This window comes from Caballeronia sp. 11_S32, assembly GCF_056930355.1.
In genome coordinates this window covers 1,645,133-1,660,050 of the sequence record NZ_JBXOWH010000004.1, presented here as the reverse complement: position 1 = coordinate 1,660,050, position 14,918 = coordinate 1,645,133, and the positions used below count along the sequence as shown (strand labels likewise).

Below are 14,918 nucleotides of genomic sequence, written 5' to 3'. Positions count from 1 at the left end.
CGGTGGAGGAGGGCCAGTTGAGACTGCTGCCTCTGATTCTTTGGGAATGCTGCTGATTACCGGGCGCTGCCACCGTCGCGCATGTCGGCGGCGCGCAACTGCGCGTGGCGCTCCTGATACGGACGCAGTTGCGGATAACTCAACGAATTGACGGCATCGAGATCGCCCGCGCGACGGGCGCTCGCGAGTTCCGCCTTGACTTCAGCGCGCGATTTGCCATCGAACGTCGATTGAGCGAAGGCGGGCGCGGTGGCGAGAAGCGCGGACAGAACCAGACCGCCGATCAGCGTGTTTTTCATGGGACACCTCCTGGATGCGTTTTGCGTCAGAACCGACGCCTGAGAAGCAGTCTAGGAGGAAACCTATTGGCCAAAAATACCGATTGAACCAACACATTGTTGTTCAGAGTGGATGAATGCTGGCGCGCGTCTGACAAGTAATTGCTGGTTTAATTGCGGATTATTACGATATTCGTAAAAACGCTTTCCGTCTTGCGCGCTTTTTATGCGAATCCTCCATAGCTACAGTTGAGTCATCGATCCAACGCGATCGGGCAAATAAATCGAACTGGAGGTGTCACATGAAGCGCATTCTCACGACATTGATCGCATCGCTGGCGCTGTTCGCCACTATTGGCGCGGCTCACGCGGCGGAATCGCAGCCGTCGACCTGCCAGGGGCCGGCTTCGCAATGCAATGTGTTCTTCGGCCAGTAAAATCGCCCCTGAAAGACGCAAGGCGCCCACTCCGGGGGCGCCTTGTTTCGTTTACGAATCAAAAACTAAGCCGAATTGCACTTACCCAAGAGTTATCCACAGATTCTGTGGATAAACGTGGGGATAGCTGCCCGGGAACCGCGTGGCGACGCGGCTGGAAGTAGATTGCTCAATTCGTCGCAAAAATAGTCCGTGCGACGTGGGCGGGAGTGAAGACGATTTCCCCCCGATGCCTCTATCATGTGCACGCGCGCCGTCTCATGGACGGCGCTCCGGACCGGGTTCATCGTCCGGGTCATCCACCTTTTCGTCCTTTCACGGGGGAAGTTGTCATGGCCTTAAAGATCGCGGTGGTCGTCGGAAGCCTGCGGCGGGATTCATTCAACAAGCAGCTCGCGCATGCGCTCGTGTCGCTCGCGCCGAGCGATTTTTCCTTCGAGTTTCTCGACATCGGCAGCCTGCCGCTCTATAGCCAGGACTACGACAGCGACTTTCCCGAAGCCGCGCGCACGTTGAAGCAGAAGATCGCCGATGCGAACGGCCTCCTGATCGTCACGCCGGAATACAACCGCTCGATTCCGGGCGTGCTGAAAAACGCGCTCGACTGGGGCTCGCGCCCGTGGGGGCACAGTGCGTGGGGTGGCAAGCCCGGCGCGATCATCGGTACGTCGGTGGGGGCGATCGGCACGGCGATAGCGCAATCGCATCTGCGCGGCGTGTGCGCGTATCTGGATATCGCGCTGATGAACCAGCCCGAGATGTATATCAAGCACGACGAAAAGCGGATCGACGCGAACGGGAACATTGTGAGCGAGGACACGCGCAAGTACCTGCAGACGTTCATGGACAAGTACGTTGCCTGGGTGCGCGACCGGGCGGCTTGAGCGCTCACCTTTCACAAGCAAAAACGGCCCGCGCGAGCGGGCCGTGTGCATTGAGTGCTGCTGTCTTCGGGTCAGACGTGATGATGTCCCGTCACGCGATCCCAGCCGTGGCGTATGGCCGCCTTGAAACGATCCCACGTATCGCCTTCGGGATGCCTGCTTTCCCAGTCGCGGCGTGTCTCGTATTCCATCTGATCGTCCCATGCGCGGCTGCGGAAACGGTCGTCGTTGCCGAGCGTCGCGCCGTAGCGATACGCGCCCTGATAGTCCTCGTAGGGCGCGCCCGTCGCCGAATACTTCGATTCGTAATCGGCGCGGAAGTCCTCTTCGTACTCCATGTATTCGTTGGGCACGGTTTGCGGACTCGTCGCGGCTGCAGGACCAATCGGGCCGGTTGCCTGCGTTCCGGCGGAAGCCGCGACCGGATCGGGCGACGATCCCGCCGCGCGCGCCGCGCTCGACTGATACGGCGCCGCCGGCTCGTCGAGCGGGCCGAGCGGCTCGACCGAGCGCCATTCGGAAGCCGTGTCGGTGCGCACGCCCGGCAGCGGATCTCTCAAGGGCTCGTTCATCGCGGCGCGTTCGGGCGGGACGGCGCCCGTCGTGCGCAACGGATCGCGCCCCGCGAGCGCATCGCGTTCGGAGATCGATTCGCCAGCGAGCTCGGTGCGCGCCGCGAGCGGATCGGCGGGTGTGCCGGCGAGCGGGTCGATGCCGGTGGTCGCCATCGGATCGCGGCCCGTCACGGGATCGCGGCCCGCGAGCGGGTCGCGGGCGGCGCGCTCGTTTTCGCTCATCATCGACTGGGACTGCGCCTGGGATTGCGCCTGGGACTGCGATTGCGACTGCATTCCGCCGCGCGGCATCAGCGGATCGTCGGCCGGGTCGCTGATGTAATCGCGCGGCGCGAGCGTCGCAGGGTCGGTCCGCGAGTACGGATCGCCGAGCGGCACTTCGGCGGGATCGCCGACATCGGCGCGCGGATAAGCCCGCGCGCGCGATGACGTCAGATCCGGCTCGTTCACCGCATCGCGTCCCGGCACCGCGCTGCCGCGTCCGAGACCGAGTTCGTCCAGTATCGAATGATCGCGGTCGTCCGCGGCGGCAGGCGTCGCAGGCGTGCCGTGCTCGAGCGTCGACCAGCTTGCCGCGCGTTCGTCGATATCGATCGCGCCCTGGTCGGTCAGCGTCGCGCGCGCGATGTCGGCCTGCTCGACGCTAGGCGTATCGACCGCGACGAGCACCGCGCCGCGCCGCACAGCCTCCGAATAATGCGCGACTTCGGGTGGCTGATCGCGTCCGCCGAAAAGCATGCTGAAAAAGCGCTCGATGTTCGCGAGTATGCCCGGCTCCCGATGCGTCTCGGCATCGGAGAGGTCGGAAGGCGCGGCGGCATCGTCGCGCTTGGGGTTCGCTTGCAGTTCGATATCCGCGCGCGGGAAGCCTGCGGCGATCAAGGCCGAGCGCGCGTCCTCGGCTTGCGCGAAAGTGTCGAAAACTCCGATGACGGTGTGTCGCATTTACGCCTCCTGCGGATGGGCGGAATTCCGGGATCGGCAACGTTCGATTGCCGCACGTACCGCTCATTCACGCAACTCGCGTGCCGGATGCGCGCAAGTCGCGAAGGGCTTGCGCGGGCATGAAAGCCTGCGGAAATCAGACGGCGCTTTTACAACCGCGCGTACAAAAAGCGACAGCCTCAACGTTCGACGGACCGCGCGGTGCGCGTGTCCTGCCTGCGCTCGCGGATCGCGCGCAGCAGCGAATCGAGCAGCGCGATGTCGAACGGCTTCGACAGCACGCGCGCGCCGACCTGCCGCGCGCGGTCGAGCTCTTCCGCGTAGCCCGTGACGAGGATCACCGGAAGGTGCGGCTCGAAGCGCTGCAGCATCTCGGCGAGATCGATGCCGTTCATCTGCCCGGGCATGTGGATGTCGGACAGCACGACGTCGAAGGGAAAATCGGCCGCGGCGCCGGCGCGCGCGGATTCGAGCACGGCGGCGGCGGCATCGGCGTTGAAGACGTAGGTGACGTGGTGGCCCATCATCGTGAGCAGCGCCTCGGTGCCCGCCGCGACTTCTTCGTTGTCCTCCACCAGCAGCACGCGCAGGCCGTCCGCTTCCAGCGCGGCCGCCTCTTCCGGCGTCACGTCGGCGCCCGGCGCGCCCGTCGCCGCCGCGCGTGGCAGATACAGACGCACGGCGGTGCCCGCGCCGATCGCGCTGTCGATGGTCGCGAGCCCGCCCGCGCGCTCGCAGAACGCGAACACCTGCGGCAGGCCGAGTCCGGTGCCCATGCCTTTCGGCTTGGTCGTGAAAAGCGGCTCGAACGCGCGCCCGAGCACTTCGGAGTTCATGCCGACGCCATTGTCCTCCAGCGTGATCTGCACGAATTCGCCGGTGATCGGAAAGCCGTCCTCATGGCGAAAGCGCACGTTGTCGGCGCGCACGGTGAAGGTGCCGCCGTTGGGCATCGCGTCGCGCGCGTTCACCGCGACGTTGATGAGCGCGAGCTCCAGTTCGGCCGGATCGACGCGGATCGCCCACACGTCCGGCGCGACCTCGACGTTGAGCGCGACCTTCGCCCCGAGCGATGCGCGCAGCAGCTCACGCCCCGCCGGAACCCATTTGCCGATGGCGATGGTCTCGCTCCTCAACGGCTGCTTGCGCGCAACGCCGAGCAACTGGCGCGTGAGCGACTGGCCGCTCTTCAGCGCGCGCTCCATCGCGGTCAGTTCGCGGTCGAGGCCGGGCGCGCCGCGCCGCCGCGCGATCTGCACGTTGGTCGAGACGATCATCAGCAGGTTGTTGAAGTCGTGCGCGACGCTGCCGACGAGATTGCCGAGCGCCTCCATCTTGCGCGCCTGGCGATACGCGGATTCAATCGAGCGGCGCATCGACGCTTCGGCCTGCCAGCGCTCCCACGCTTCCTCTTCCGTCGCGAGCCGCCGCAGCGACAGGCCGATGACGCCCCACAGCACGACGCAAGGCGCGAAGATCGACAGCGCGAGCACGCTCAGATGCCGGTACCAGGCGTCCCAGATCGTTGCGATCGGATAGCCGCTCGACACATAGACTGGATACGTGCCCACGCGGCGATAAGCGACGATCTTCAATTGATTGTCGAGCCCGGAGACGATCCTTACGACGCCGCTCCTGCGTCCCGTGCCGAACGCGTCGCGCAGCGGCGAGCCGGGCGCGAGCGTCATGCGCTCGGGAGGGCGCGGCGGATACCACGCGAGCACTTCACCGTCCGAGCGCGAAAGGCCGAGCGAGACGCTCGGGTTGTCGCCGATCAGCTCGCGATAGAACGCGGCGAAGTACGACGGCCGCAGCGCGATGGACACCATGCCATCGAACTTGCCCTTGGGCGTGAGGCGCGCCGTGGTCGTGTTGAACACCTGCTCGCCGGCGACGCGGCCGGTCGTCACCCGGGAAATCTGCTCGATCTGCCGGCCCGCCCGCAGCCCGCCGAAGTCGGCGCGGTCCGCGACGGAGACGTCGGGCGTCGGGTACGCGCGGCTCGTCGCGAGCAGCTTGCCGTCCGGGCCGAACACCGACGCCGCCGCGACCTGCTGATAGGTGGTGCTGATCGCCCGGAGGCGCTGGTGGATCGTCGCGCTCTCGCGGCGGATCGCTTCGGCGTCGAGGCCGCCGAGCAGATCGACGATGCGCTCGTTCAGCGTCACGTTCAGGTCGAAGACCTTGAGCGCATGCTCCTCGGCGACGCGGGCATTGCGCGCGACGAACTCGGTGGCATCGGTGACGCGCGCGCGGTAATCGGTGAACGCGGTGACGGCGACGTACACGAACGGCAGCACGATCGCGGCGACGAGCAGCGCGTACAGCGTCATGCGCTGCGCTGCGAAGTTGCGCTCGGGAACCACCGCAAAAGGCGGGTCCTCCTGCCATGACTGCGCAGCAGGGCGGGCGTCGGACTCCTCACGTTGCAGCGTCATTTTTGGCGGCGAATTGGAAAACTTACCCTGAGCCCACGCCTTCGTACGTCGCGACGAGCGTGCGGGCGCGAGGCATCGGGAGCGAGCGGTGCAACCGCAATTGGCACGCACGAAGCGTGCCGGTGCGGCGGTCATGGCGCGCGAGGCGATTGAGTAAAACCTCAGTCGTGGCGCGCAGTTAGCGAGATTATCGGAAGCGCAAACGTACACAAAAGCATGAAAAGTGCCTTCTGCGTAGATTGTCGAGTAGATCATTCCTATTTAAGCGAATCTTTAGTTATATCTATTCCAGCTTGCGGCTCTGGCGAGTTGCTTTGACATTCTGATAGTCAGACAATGGAATCGTCCGACATATACGCCGCCAGAGCGTTTTCGGAACACAAAAGCAGCCTCGCGGCGCGCGCCGGGGGAGCAGTAACGCTGCGGCGAAAGCGCCGCCGCGCAGCGCGACCGAGCGAGGAGAAAAGGCCACGATCCGGCATGTCCGGATCATGCACGGGGCAGTCAACATGACGCCGATCGGGATTCAACATGCACCGCGCGCCACGGGCACGCTGATTGCTCAGCGTACGCCCGCCGCATGGCGCGCCTACGTCCACAAGCGCCGCGCCTGGCTCGTCGCGGCCGAACTGAATCTCCGGCAGCGCCCGCATTCCCGCCGGGCGAAGGGACTTACGCCGATAGCGCGGTGAATATCGCCTAAAGATCGCCGCGCGGCTGCCGTAATCACATGCGAGAGCATGCCGTGCGTGCCGACAACACCGTCCCAGCCCGAAAACCGCTCAAGAGATCCTGCCGACCATGCCGTTGCCGATTGTCATTGCCGATGATTCACTGCTAGCGCGCAAGGTGCTGACGCGCTCGCTGCCTCCGGACTGGGACGTCGAGATCTCCTACGCGACCAACGGGCGCGAGGCGCTGGAGCACTATCGGGCGGGCCGCGCGTCGGTGATGTTCCTCGATCTCACGATGCCCGACATGACGGGTTATCAGGTGCTCGACGCTCTGCAGCACGAAGACCTGAACACCTTTGTGATTGTCGTGTCCGCCGACGTGCAGCCGTTGGCCCAGGAGCGGGTGCGCGCGCTTGGCGCGATCGCCTTCCTGCCGAAGCCGGTGACGCCCGAAGCGCTGCGTCCCGTTTTGAAGGAGTACGGACTCCATGGTTGAACCCGCCCTGAACGAAGATCAGCGCGACGCGCTGCAGGAAGTCGCCAACATGGCGATGGGCCAGGCCGCGACGCGCCTCTCGAAGCTGCTCGGCACGTTCATCGAGCTTTCGGTGCCGCGCGTGCGCGTCGTGAGCGTGGCCGAGGCGTCCGCCGCGCTCGCTGAGATGACCGGCATCACCGATACCGTCACAGCCGTGCGCCAGGGTTTCCGCTCGGACATCAAGGGCGAGGCGATCGTGCTGTGCAAGAGCGGCAGCGTCGATCAACTGTGCGCGCTCGTCGACGATCCGTACACCAAATCCACCTACGAAGCGACGACGCGCACCGAGCTCATCTTCGATGTCGCAACCGTGCTGATGGGCGCGTGCGTGTCGTGCATTCTCGACCGCCTGGGCCGCTCGCCGATCTTTTCGCCGCCGGGCATGCTCGGCTCGGAAATCGGGCTCGACGATGTCTTCCAGCCCGCGATGCTCGCCTGGAAGACGGCGCTCCTGCTCGAAGTGAATTTCGCGCTCGAGGACCACAGCTTCCGCGCGCATCTCGTGATGCTGATGGCCGAGGACGCCATCGCGCATCTGAACGAAGCGCTCGACGCGCTTCTGTCGAGCCTCTGATCAGGACGCCACCGTGAGCATGGACGAACTGCGGCACGCGCTTTCCGAACTCGTGGTCGAGCGCGTGGGCTTCGGCATCTTCGTGCTCGACCGCGACCTGAACGTGCTGATGTGGAACCGCTTCATGCAGGACCACAGCGGCAGGACGGCCGAGCAGGTGATCGGCAAATCGATTTTCGCGAGCTTTCCGGAACTGCCGCGCGTGTGGTTCACGCGCAAGGTCGAGAGCGTGTTCCAGCTCGGCAGTTTCGCGTTCAGCTCGTGGGAGCAGCGCCCCTATCTCTTCAAGTTCGATCACGACCGGCCGATCACCGGCGGCGTCGATTTCATGCAGCAGGACTGCACCTTCATGCCGCTCACGCTCGATCGCGAGGTGCGCGCCGTGTGCGTGACGATTTCCGATGCGACGCACGCGAGCATGATGCAGCGCGCCCGCGACGAAGCCGTCGCGAAGCTGCAGGAATTCGCGGACCGCGACGGCCTGACCGGCATCGCGAACCGGCGCTACTTCGAGCTGCGCCTCGCCGATGAATTCGCGCGCTGGCAGCGCTATGGCGGCGAGCTGTCGATGCTGCTCTTCGATCTCGACCACTTCAAGCGCATCAATGACGATCTCGGCCACCTCGTCGGCGATACGGTGCTGCGCGTGATGGCGGAACGCGTCGCGAAGAGCGTGCGCGTGCAGGACGTGTTCGGGCGCTTCGGCGGCGAGGAATTCGCGCTGCTTTTGCCGTGCACGAACTTCGAGGACGCGATGATCGTTGCGGAGAAAGTGCGCCGTGAGATTTGCGAGACGCCCGTCGACGTGCAGGGCGCGCGCGTGCCGGTCACGGCGAGCGTCGGGGCGGCGCGGGCGCGCACCGGCCTGACGTCGTCGTACGAGGCGCTCATCAACGAGGCCGATGCGGCGCTTTATACGGCCAAGCGCGAAGGGCGCAACCGGGCGGTGGGCTTCGCCTGACGGTCGTTTCGGGCGGCCCGGGCCGCACCCCGCACCGGCGCAATCGGGCAAAGTATTGATATACTCTTTGCCGCTTCCGGCGCACTCGCAGCCGGCTCGCGCCGGCTTTTCTCGTCGATCATCCTTCACAGCGCCAAGGTGGTTCCGCGCGCATCGGGTTGCATCGTGACCGGCGCCTGATCTCTTAATTTGCCCGTGGGGGCGCCACAGCGGAGTTCGTCTTGGCCGTTTCCAACATCATCGCCGACGATCCTGCTCCCGACGCCGCGAAAACGTCGTCGGGAAGCTCGTTCTATCTCGCGATGCGCATCCTTCCCGCCGCGCAGCGCGACGCGATGTACCAGATTTACGCGTTCTGCCGCGCGGTCGACGATATCGCTGACGAAGGCACGCTGCCGCGCCGTGAGCGTGCGCTCGCGCTCGACCAGTGGCGCGAGGACATCGACGCGTGCTATGCCGGCACGCCGAAACAGTCACTCGAGGCGCTCGCGCGTCACATCCAGGCCTTCCGCCTTTCCCGCGACGACTTCCAGGCCGTGATCGACGGCATGGCGATGGATGCCGCCGGCGATATCGTCGCGCCTGACGAAGCCACGCTCGATCTTTACTGCGATCGCGTGGCGAGCGCCGTCGGGCGGCTATCGGTGAGAATTTTCGGGATGCACGAGGATGCCGGACGGCGCCTCGCGCACCATCTCGGGCGCGCGCTGCAACTGACCAACATCCTGCGCGATATCGACGAAGACGCGGAAATCGGCCGCGTGTATCTGCCGCGCGAACTGCTCGCGCGCGAAGGCATTTCCACCAGCGATCCGGCCAGCATCGTCGCCGATGCGCGCCTGCCGCGCGTGTGCGCCGTGCTCGCCGAGCGCGCGAAGGGCCACTACGCCCAGTCCGAGGCGATCATGGCGGCGTCGCCGCGCGCTCAGGTGCGCGCGCCGCGCATCATGTCGGCGGCGTATCGCACCGTGCTCGACGCCAATCTCAAACGCGGCTTCGACCTGCCGCGCACGCGCGTGCGCACGCCGCGTTCGCGCCTGCTGTGGATCGTGGCGCGCAATCTGATCTGATGTCCCGGCGGGTCTTCGTCGTCGGAGCGGGCATTGCCGGCCTCGCCGCCGCAGTGGAAGCGCAACGGCGCGGCGCGCGCGTCGTGCTGCACGAGGCGGCGCCCCACGCGGGCGGCCGCTGCCGCTCTTACTTCGATGCCCGACTCGGCGCCACGCTCGACAACGGCAATCATCTGCTGCTGTCCGGCAATCAATCGACGACGGCCTATCTGCGCACGATCGGCGCGGCGGGCACGCTGATCGGCCCGACACTGGCCGAGTATCCGTTCTTCGATCTCGCGGCCGGCGACGCATGGACGATCCGCATGTCGTCCGGACGCCTGCCGCGCTGGATCTTCGACGCCGACGCGCGCGTGCCCGGCACGCAACCGGCCGATTACCTGCCGTTCCTGCCGCTCTTCTTCGCGAAACCGGGCCGCACGGTGGAGGAATCGGTGCAGCGGAAGGATCGCGTGTGGAACCTGCTCGTGCGCCCGCTGTTGCGCGCGATGCTCAACGCCGATCCCGCCGAGGCGAGCGCGGCGCTCGCCGCCGGCCTGCTGCGCGAGACCGTGGCGCAGGGTGGTGAGGCATGCCGTCCGCTCGTCGCGAGAAGCGGGCTATCGCATGCGTTCGTCGAGCCCGCGCTGCGGCTTCTGCAATACGGCGGCGCGGAGATCCGGCTCGGCTCGCGCGTCGCGGGCATCGGGGTTTCGGGCACGGATTCGCACGAGCGTGTAAGCTCGCTGGCTTTCGAGAGTGCGGAGCCTGTCTCGCTCGCACCGGGCGATGGCATCGTGCTCGCCGTGCCGCCCGATGCGGCGCGCGGTCTGGTGCCGGACCTGAGCGCGCCGGACGAGTGGCGCGCGATCGTCACCGTGCACTTCGTCGTCGACGCGCCGGACGCATTCGCACCGCTGACGTGTCTCGTCAACGGCATGTCGGACCGGATCTTCGTGGCCGATGGGCGTTTGTCCGTCACGCTGGCGAATGCCGGCGCCTGGCTCGCGACGCCGCACGAGGAACTCGCGGCGAGGGTGTGGCAGGAAGCGGCGAAGGCCGTGCGCCTGCCCGCCATGCCGATGCCGCCCTGGCAAGTCGTCTCGGAGCCTCGCGCGACGTTTGCCGCCGTGCCCGCGCAGGAAGGCTTGCGGGCCGCCACGCGCACGCGCTGGCACAACCTCACGCTCGCGGGCGACTGGACGGCGACCGGTCTGCCCGCGACGATCGAAGGCGCGATCCGCTCCGGCCAGAAGGCCGCGGACGTGCTGTTGAACCCATCGATGGAACGCTGATGAACGATTTATCCCTGTCGGCCGTGGGCGCGCAGGTGTCGGGCGCCTCGCTCGATTCCGCCGTCAACCGGGCCACCGACGCGCTGCTCGCGGCGCAGCATCCCGAAGGCTACTGGCTTTACGAACTCGAAGCGGACGCAACCATTCCCGCTGAATACGTGCTGCTCGTCCACTATCTCGGCGAGACCGCCGATGAAAAGCTCGAAGCGAAGATCGGCCGCTATCTGCGGCGCATTCAACGCGAGGACGGCGGCTGGCCGCTCTTCGCCGACGGCGCGATGGACGTCTCCGCCACCGTGAAGGCGTACTTCGCGCTGAAGATGATCGGCGATTCGCCCGAAGCCGAGCACATGCAGCGCGCCCGCCGCGCGATTCTCGCAGCCGGCGGCGCGGAGAAGGTGAACGTGTTCACGCGCATCCTGCTCGCGCTGTTCGGCGTGGTGTCGTGGCGCGCAGTGCCGATGATGCCCGTCGAGATCATGCGTCTGCCGATGTGGTTCCCGTTTCACTTGTCGAAGGTGTCCTACTGGGCGCGCACGGTGATCGTGCCGATGCTCGTGCTCAACGCGAAGCGCCCGCGCGCGCGCAATCCGCGCGGCGTGCGCATCGACGAAGTGTTCACGAATCCGCCGGTCAATACGGGCATGCCGTCGCGCTCCGGGCATCAGAGCCGCGGCTGGTTCGCGTTCTTCCGCGTGGTGGATGCGATCCTGCGCGTCGCCGATCCGCTGTTGCCGAACGCCGGCCGCGAGCGCGCGATCGATGAAGCCGTGCGCTTCGTCGACGAGCGTCTGAACGGCGAGGACGGCCTCGGCGCGATTTTCCCGGCAATGGCCAACTCCGTCATGATGTACGACGTGCTCGGCTACCCGCCCGAGCATCCGAACCGCGCGATCGCGCGCAAATCGCTCGACAAGCTGCTCATCATCGACGAAGCCGACGACGGCGAAGCGTATTGCCAGCCATGTCTGTCGCCGGTGTGGGACACGTCGCTCGCGGCGCACGCGCTGCTCGAAACCGGCATGCCGAAGGCGCGCTCGGCGGTGACGCGCGGCCTCGAATGGCTGCTGCCGCTGCAGATTCTCGACGTGCGCGGCGACTGGATCTCGCGCCGCCCGAACGTGCGGCCCGGCGGCTGGGCGTTCCAGTTCGCGAACCCGCATTACCCCGATGTCGACGACACCGCAGTCGTCGCGATGGCAATGGAGCGCGCCGACCGCGAGAACGGCACCGCGATGTACGGCGAGTCGATCGCGCGGGCGCGCGAATGGGTCGTCGGCATGCAGAGCAGCGACGGCGGCTGGGGCGCGTTCGAGCCGGAGAACACGCAGTACTACCTCAACAACATTCCGTTCTCGGATCACGGCGCGCTGCTCGATCCGCCGACTGTCGACGTATCCGCGCGCTGCCTCTCGATGCTCGCGCAGCTCGGCGAGACGTCGCTCAACAGCGAGCCGGCGCGCCGCGCGTTCGATTACATCGTGAAGGGCCAGGAACGCGATGGAAGCTGGTATGGCCGCTGGGGCATGAACTACATCTACGGCACCTGGTCGGCGATGTCCGCGCTGAACGCGGCCGGCGTCGCGCCGACCGATCCGCGCATGCAACGCGCGGCGGACTGGCTCGTCGGCATTCAGAACGCGGACGGCGGCTGGGGCGAGGACGGCGAGAGCTACAAGCTCGACTATCGCGGTTACGAGCAGGCGCCGAGCACGTCGTCGCAGACCGCGTGGGCGCTGCTCGGGCTGATGGCGGCGGGGCTCGTCGAGCATCCGGCGGTTGCGCGCGGAGTCGATTATCTGATTCGCGCGCAGCAGAAAGACGGCTTGTGGGACGAAACGCGCTTCACCGCCACCGGCTTTCCGCGCGTGTTTTATCTGCGCTATCACGGCTATCGCAAGTTCTTCCCGCTGTGGGCGCTCGCGCGCTACCGCAATCTGACGCGCGACGGTCTTACGCGCGTGACGGCGGCGATGTGAACGCGCCCGTCGTCGCCGTGACCGGCATGGCGTTCGAGGCGAAGATCGTGCGCGGGCGCGGCGTCGATGTCGTATTCGCGGCCCGCGCCGACTGGCTGGAGCGCGCGCTGTCCGACGCGATCGCGCGCGGCTGTTCGGGCATCGTCAGCTTCGGCACTGCGGGCGGCCTGGCGCCGGATCTCGCGCCGGGCGCGTTGATCGTCGCCGAGAGCGTGTGCGGCCCGTTCGGCGAACTGCGCACCGATGCGGCGTGGTCGGCGCGCATCGTCGATGCGTTCGCGGGCACGCCCGTCGAGCGCGTCGCGCGGCGCGGCAAGATGGCGGGCGTCATGGCGCCCGTCAAGAGCGAGGCGGAAAAGCGCTCGCTGCATTCGTCCACGGGCGCGCTTGCCGTCGATATGGAATCGCATATCGCCGGGGCCATCGCGACTGCGCGCGGTTTGCCCTTCGCGGTGTGCCGGGCGGTGGTCGATCCGGCCTGGCGGACGTTGCCGCCTGCCGCGACGGCCGGCCTGCGCGACGACGGCACGACCGCGATCGGTCCGATCCTGCGCGAACTGCTGCGCGATCCGTCGCAACTGGGCGCGCTGCTGCGCCTCGCGTCCGACGCCCGTGAAGCGCGCGCGACGCTCGTGCAGGCGCGGCATGCGCTTGAAACGGCGCGGGCGCTGGTGGTGGCTTGAATTGTCTTCGGGCCTTGCTTTCTGCGGGTTAACCCTCACCTCGGTATAATCAGGGAAAACCCTAATCAAACGCGCGTGTCCTTGCAGGTCTCACGACGCGCGCAGCAAGGAAAGTGAGGTACCGCAAATGAATTTTCACACCCGCAAGTGGGTCAAGCCGGAAGATCTGAATCCAAACGGCACCTTGTTCGGCGGCAGTCTGCTGCGCTGGATCGACGAGGAAGCCGCGATCTACGCCATTTCGCAACTGGGCAACCAGCGCGTCGTCACCAAGTTCATGTCCGAGATCAACTTCGCGAGCTCGGCGCGTCAGGGCGACATCATCGAACTCGGCATCACGGCGACGCATTTCGGCCGTACGTCGATCGCACTGCGCGCGGAAGTGCGCAACAAGATCACGCGCAAGAGCATTCTGACCGTCGAGAAGATGGTGTTCGTGAACCTGAACGAGCAGGGCGAGCCGGCGCCGCATGGCCGCACGCAGATCCGTTATGCCGATGAGCTGTTCGAAGCGTATCGCCGCGATCAGCGCGCGGTGGAGGCGCCGAAGTTGTCGGGCGATGATCTCGTCGAGGAAGAGGTCGAAGAAGCCGCACACTAAAAGCAAAACGGGCGCCTCGGCGCCCGTTTTTCAATCTGGAATAGTTCACTTCCCCGCAGGCTGCGCCGCCGGATCGTCATACTGCGGCAACCCTTGCCCCTTGCTCGAGCTCGGCGACGGCTGGCCCTTCGGCGCTTTCTCTTCCGGCGCGGGCGATTTCCCCCCGACGCCGCCCGCAGGCGATGCCGCTGCGCCCGGATCGACATACGTCGGCAGGCCTTGCTGCTTGCTGCTTCCGCCGCTTTCGCCCGGCGCGCTCGCACCCTCGGGCGCGCTCGCACCTTCGGGCGCCGCAGCGCCCTCGTCGCCGTAATCGGGCAGCGAGGCCGCGCCTCCGCCAGTCAGCAGATATTGACGACGCTGCGTGTACGCATCGCGCACGAACGCGTACTTGTCGAGCGCGGCCGCCGACAGAAGATCGGTCGCACCGATGAGATCCGCGCGCGCGCTCACGAAGTTCAGGCCGAACAGCGGCCAGCGAATCTCGGCATCGGAATAGCTCAACGGATTCACGCGCCAGTCGACGAGCCAGGTCGTCGAATCGCGGAACGAGCTCGGCCCGAGCAGCGGCAGCACCAGATACGGTCCCGACGGCATTCCGTAGTGCCCGAGCGTCAGCCCGAAATCCTGATGATGCTTCGGCAGGCCCGCCGGCGACGCGATATCGATCAGACCGCCGATGCCGAACACCGAGTTCATCGCGATCCGCATCAGGTCTTGCGTCGCGTCGGTGATCTTCAACTGCAGCAGGTTGTTCGCGAAGTTGGAGAAATCGCCCAGGTTCGAGAAGAAGTTGCTGACGGCCGTGCGAAACGGACTCGGCGTGTAATCGACATAGAACTGCGCAACCGGCTTCGCGACATACGTATCGAGCGTGTCGTTGAAGATGAAGATCTTGCGGTTCATCGGCTCGAGCGGGTCTTTCGGATTGCGGTCCGGGCCGGTCGCGCAGCCCGCGGTCGCGAGCGCGCCCGCGATCGCCAGACTCATCCCCAGTTTGCGCATTG

General features: G+C 66.3%; 14 protein-coding genes. 10 read left to right on the top strand and 4 right to left on the bottom strand.

From position 1 onward, the window contains the following. Positions 1-56 precede the first annotated feature (56 nt). Positions 57-299, bottom strand: coding sequence for a DUF4148 domain-containing protein (locus AC1Z32_RS33825; RefSeq protein WP_483483160.1), 243 nt, complete (start codon positions 297-299; stop codon positions 57-59). A 281-nt stretch (positions 300-580) separates the two neighbouring features. Here AC1Z32_RS33825 and AC1Z32_RS33820 point away from each other — a divergent pair, with 281 nt between their 5' ends. Both AC1Z32_RS33820 and AC1Z32_RS33815 read left to right on the top strand, forming a co-directional pair. After that, the gene (locus tag AC1Z32_RS33820) at positions 581-715 is read left to right on the top strand and encodes a hypothetical protein (RefSeq protein ID WP_483483159.1); all 135 of its coding nucleotides are present in this window, start codon (positions 581-583) and stop codon (positions 713-715) included. A gap of 332 nt (positions 716-1,047) precedes the next feature. Continuing rightward, positions 1,048-1,599, top strand: a complete 552-nt coding sequence (locus tag AC1Z32_RS33815; protein WP_483483158.1) for an NADPH-dependent FMN reductase — start codon at positions 1,048-1,050, stop codon at positions 1,597-1,599. A 71-nt stretch (positions 1,600-1,670) separates the two neighbouring features. Here the strand turns inward: AC1Z32_RS33815 and AC1Z32_RS33810 are convergent, their stop codons facing one another. Both AC1Z32_RS33810 and AC1Z32_RS33805 read right to left on the bottom strand, forming a co-directional pair. Further along, positions 1,671-3,119: a hypothetical protein gene (locus tag AC1Z32_RS33810; protein ID WP_483483157.1), complete on the bottom strand. Its 1,449-nt coding sequence runs from the start codon at positions 3,117-3,119 to the stop codon at positions 1,671-1,673. 179 nt (positions 3,120-3,298) lie between these two features. Continuing rightward, a complete protein-coding gene (locus AC1Z32_RS33805) occupies positions 3,299-5,557 on the bottom strand; it encodes a hybrid sensor histidine kinase/response regulator (protein WP_483483156.1) in 2,259 nt (752 codons plus the stop codon). Positions 5,558-6,358: 801 nt separating this feature from the next. Between AC1Z32_RS33805 and AC1Z32_RS33800 the strand changes: the two genes are divergently transcribed. The 8 genes from AC1Z32_RS33800 to AC1Z32_RS33765 all read left to right on the top strand — a co-directional run bounded on the left by AC1Z32_RS33800 (position 6,359) and on the right by AC1Z32_RS33765 (position 13,911). After that, positions 6,359-6,727, top strand: a complete 369-nt coding sequence (locus AC1Z32_RS33800; protein WP_062605125.1) for a response regulator — start codon at positions 6,359-6,361, stop codon at positions 6,725-6,727. Further along, positions 6,720-7,343, top strand: a complete 624-nt coding sequence (locus tag AC1Z32_RS33795; protein WP_483483155.1) for a chemotaxis protein CheC — start codon at positions 6,720-6,722, stop codon at positions 7,341-7,343. Before AC1Z32_RS33800 ends, AC1Z32_RS33795 begins: the two co-directional genes overlap by 8 nt. A 19-nt stretch (positions 7,344-7,362) precedes the next feature. Beyond that, a complete protein-coding gene (locus AC1Z32_RS33790; protein ID WP_483483380.1) occupies positions 7,363-8,304 on the top strand; it encodes a GGDEF domain-containing protein in 942 nt (313 codons plus the stop codon). 221 nt (positions 8,305-8,525) lie between these two features. Continuing rightward, the gene (gene hpnD / locus AC1Z32_RS33785) at positions 8,526-9,374 is read left to right on the top strand and encodes a presqualene diphosphate synthase HpnD (protein ID WP_483483154.1); all 849 of its coding nucleotides are present in this window, start codon (positions 8,526-8,528) and stop codon (positions 9,372-9,374) included. After that, on the top strand, positions 9,374-10,648 hold the full coding sequence (gene hpnE, locus AC1Z32_RS33780; RefSeq protein WP_483483153.1) for a hydroxysqualene dehydroxylase HpnE: 1,275 nt from the start codon (positions 9,374-9,376) through the stop codon (positions 10,646-10,648). The genes hpnD and hpnE overlap by 1 nt, the downstream gene beginning before the upstream one ends. Continuing rightward, the gene (gene shc / locus AC1Z32_RS33775) at positions 10,648-12,627 is read left to right on the top strand and encodes a squalene--hopene cyclase (RefSeq protein ID WP_483483152.1); all 1,980 of its coding nucleotides are present in this window, start codon (positions 10,648-10,650) and stop codon (positions 12,625-12,627) included. The genes hpnE and shc overlap by 1 nt, the downstream gene beginning before the upstream one ends. A 26-nt stretch (positions 12,628-12,653) precedes the next feature. After that, complete coding sequence (locus tag AC1Z32_RS33770; RefSeq protein WP_483483379.1) at positions 12,654-13,310, top strand: phosphorylase; 657 nt, start codon at positions 12,654-12,656, stop codon at positions 13,308-13,310. A gap of 127 nt (positions 13,311-13,437) precedes the next feature. Continuing rightward, positions 13,438-13,911 (top strand): acyl-CoA thioesterase, encoded by a 474-nt coding sequence (locus tag AC1Z32_RS33765; RefSeq protein ID WP_483483151.1) that lies wholly within the window; start codon positions 13,438-13,440, stop codon positions 13,909-13,911. A gap of 45 nt (positions 13,912-13,956) precedes the next feature. Here AC1Z32_RS33765 and AC1Z32_RS33760 read toward each other — a convergent pair whose 3' ends face one another. Continuing rightward, positions 13,957-14,916, bottom strand: a complete 960-nt coding sequence (locus AC1Z32_RS33760; protein WP_483483378.1) for an MlaA family lipoprotein — start codon at positions 14,914-14,916, stop codon at positions 13,957-13,959. Positions 14,917-14,918 lie beyond the last annotated feature (2 nt).

Coding starts and splice junctions, on each gene's coding strand:
- AC1Z32_RS33820 (WP_483483159.1), top strand. CDS start 581: ATGAAGCGCATTCTCACGACATTGATCGCATCGCTGGCGCTGTTCGCC.
- AC1Z32_RS33765 (WP_483483151.1), top strand. CDS start 13,438: ATGAATTTTCACACCCGCAAGTGGGTCAAGCCGGAAGATCTGAATCCA.
- hpnE (WP_483483153.1), top strand. CDS start 9,374: ATGTCCCGGCGGGTCTTCGTCGTCGGAGCGGGCATTGCCGGCCTCGCC.
- AC1Z32_RS33760 (WP_483483378.1), bottom strand. CDS start 14,916: ATGCGCAAACTGGGGATGAGTCTGGCGATCGCGGGCGCGCTCGCGACC.
- AC1Z32_RS33795 (WP_483483155.1), top strand. CDS start 6,720: ATGGTTGAACCCGCCCTGAACGAAGATCAGCGCGACGCGCTGCAGGAA.
- AC1Z32_RS33825 (WP_483483160.1), bottom strand. CDS start 299: ATGAAAAACACGCTGATCGGCGGTCTGGTTCTGTCCGCGCTTCTCGCC.
- AC1Z32_RS33805 (WP_483483156.1), bottom strand. CDS start 5,557: ATGACGCTGCAACGTGAGGAGTCCGACGCCCGCCCTGCTGCGCAGTCA.
- AC1Z32_RS33810 (WP_483483157.1), bottom strand. CDS start 3,119: ATGCGACACACCGTCATCGGAGTTTTCGACACTTTCGCGCAAGCCGAG.
- AC1Z32_RS33770 (WP_483483379.1), top strand. CDS start 12,654: ATGGCGTTCGAGGCGAAGATCGTGCGCGGGCGCGGCGTCGATGTCGTA.
- AC1Z32_RS33815 (WP_483483158.1), top strand. CDS start 1,048: ATGGCCTTAAAGATCGCGGTGGTCGTCGGAAGCCTGCGGCGGGATTCA.
- AC1Z32_RS33790 (WP_483483380.1), top strand. CDS start 7,363: ATGGACGAACTGCGGCACGCGCTTTCCGAACTCGTGGTCGAGCGCGTG.
- shc (WP_483483152.1), top strand. CDS start 10,648: ATGAACGATTTATCCCTGTCGGCCGTGGGCGCGCAGGTGTCGGGCGCC.
- AC1Z32_RS33800 (WP_062605125.1), top strand. CDS start 6,359: ATGCCGTTGCCGATTGTCATTGCCGATGATTCACTGCTAGCGCGCAAG.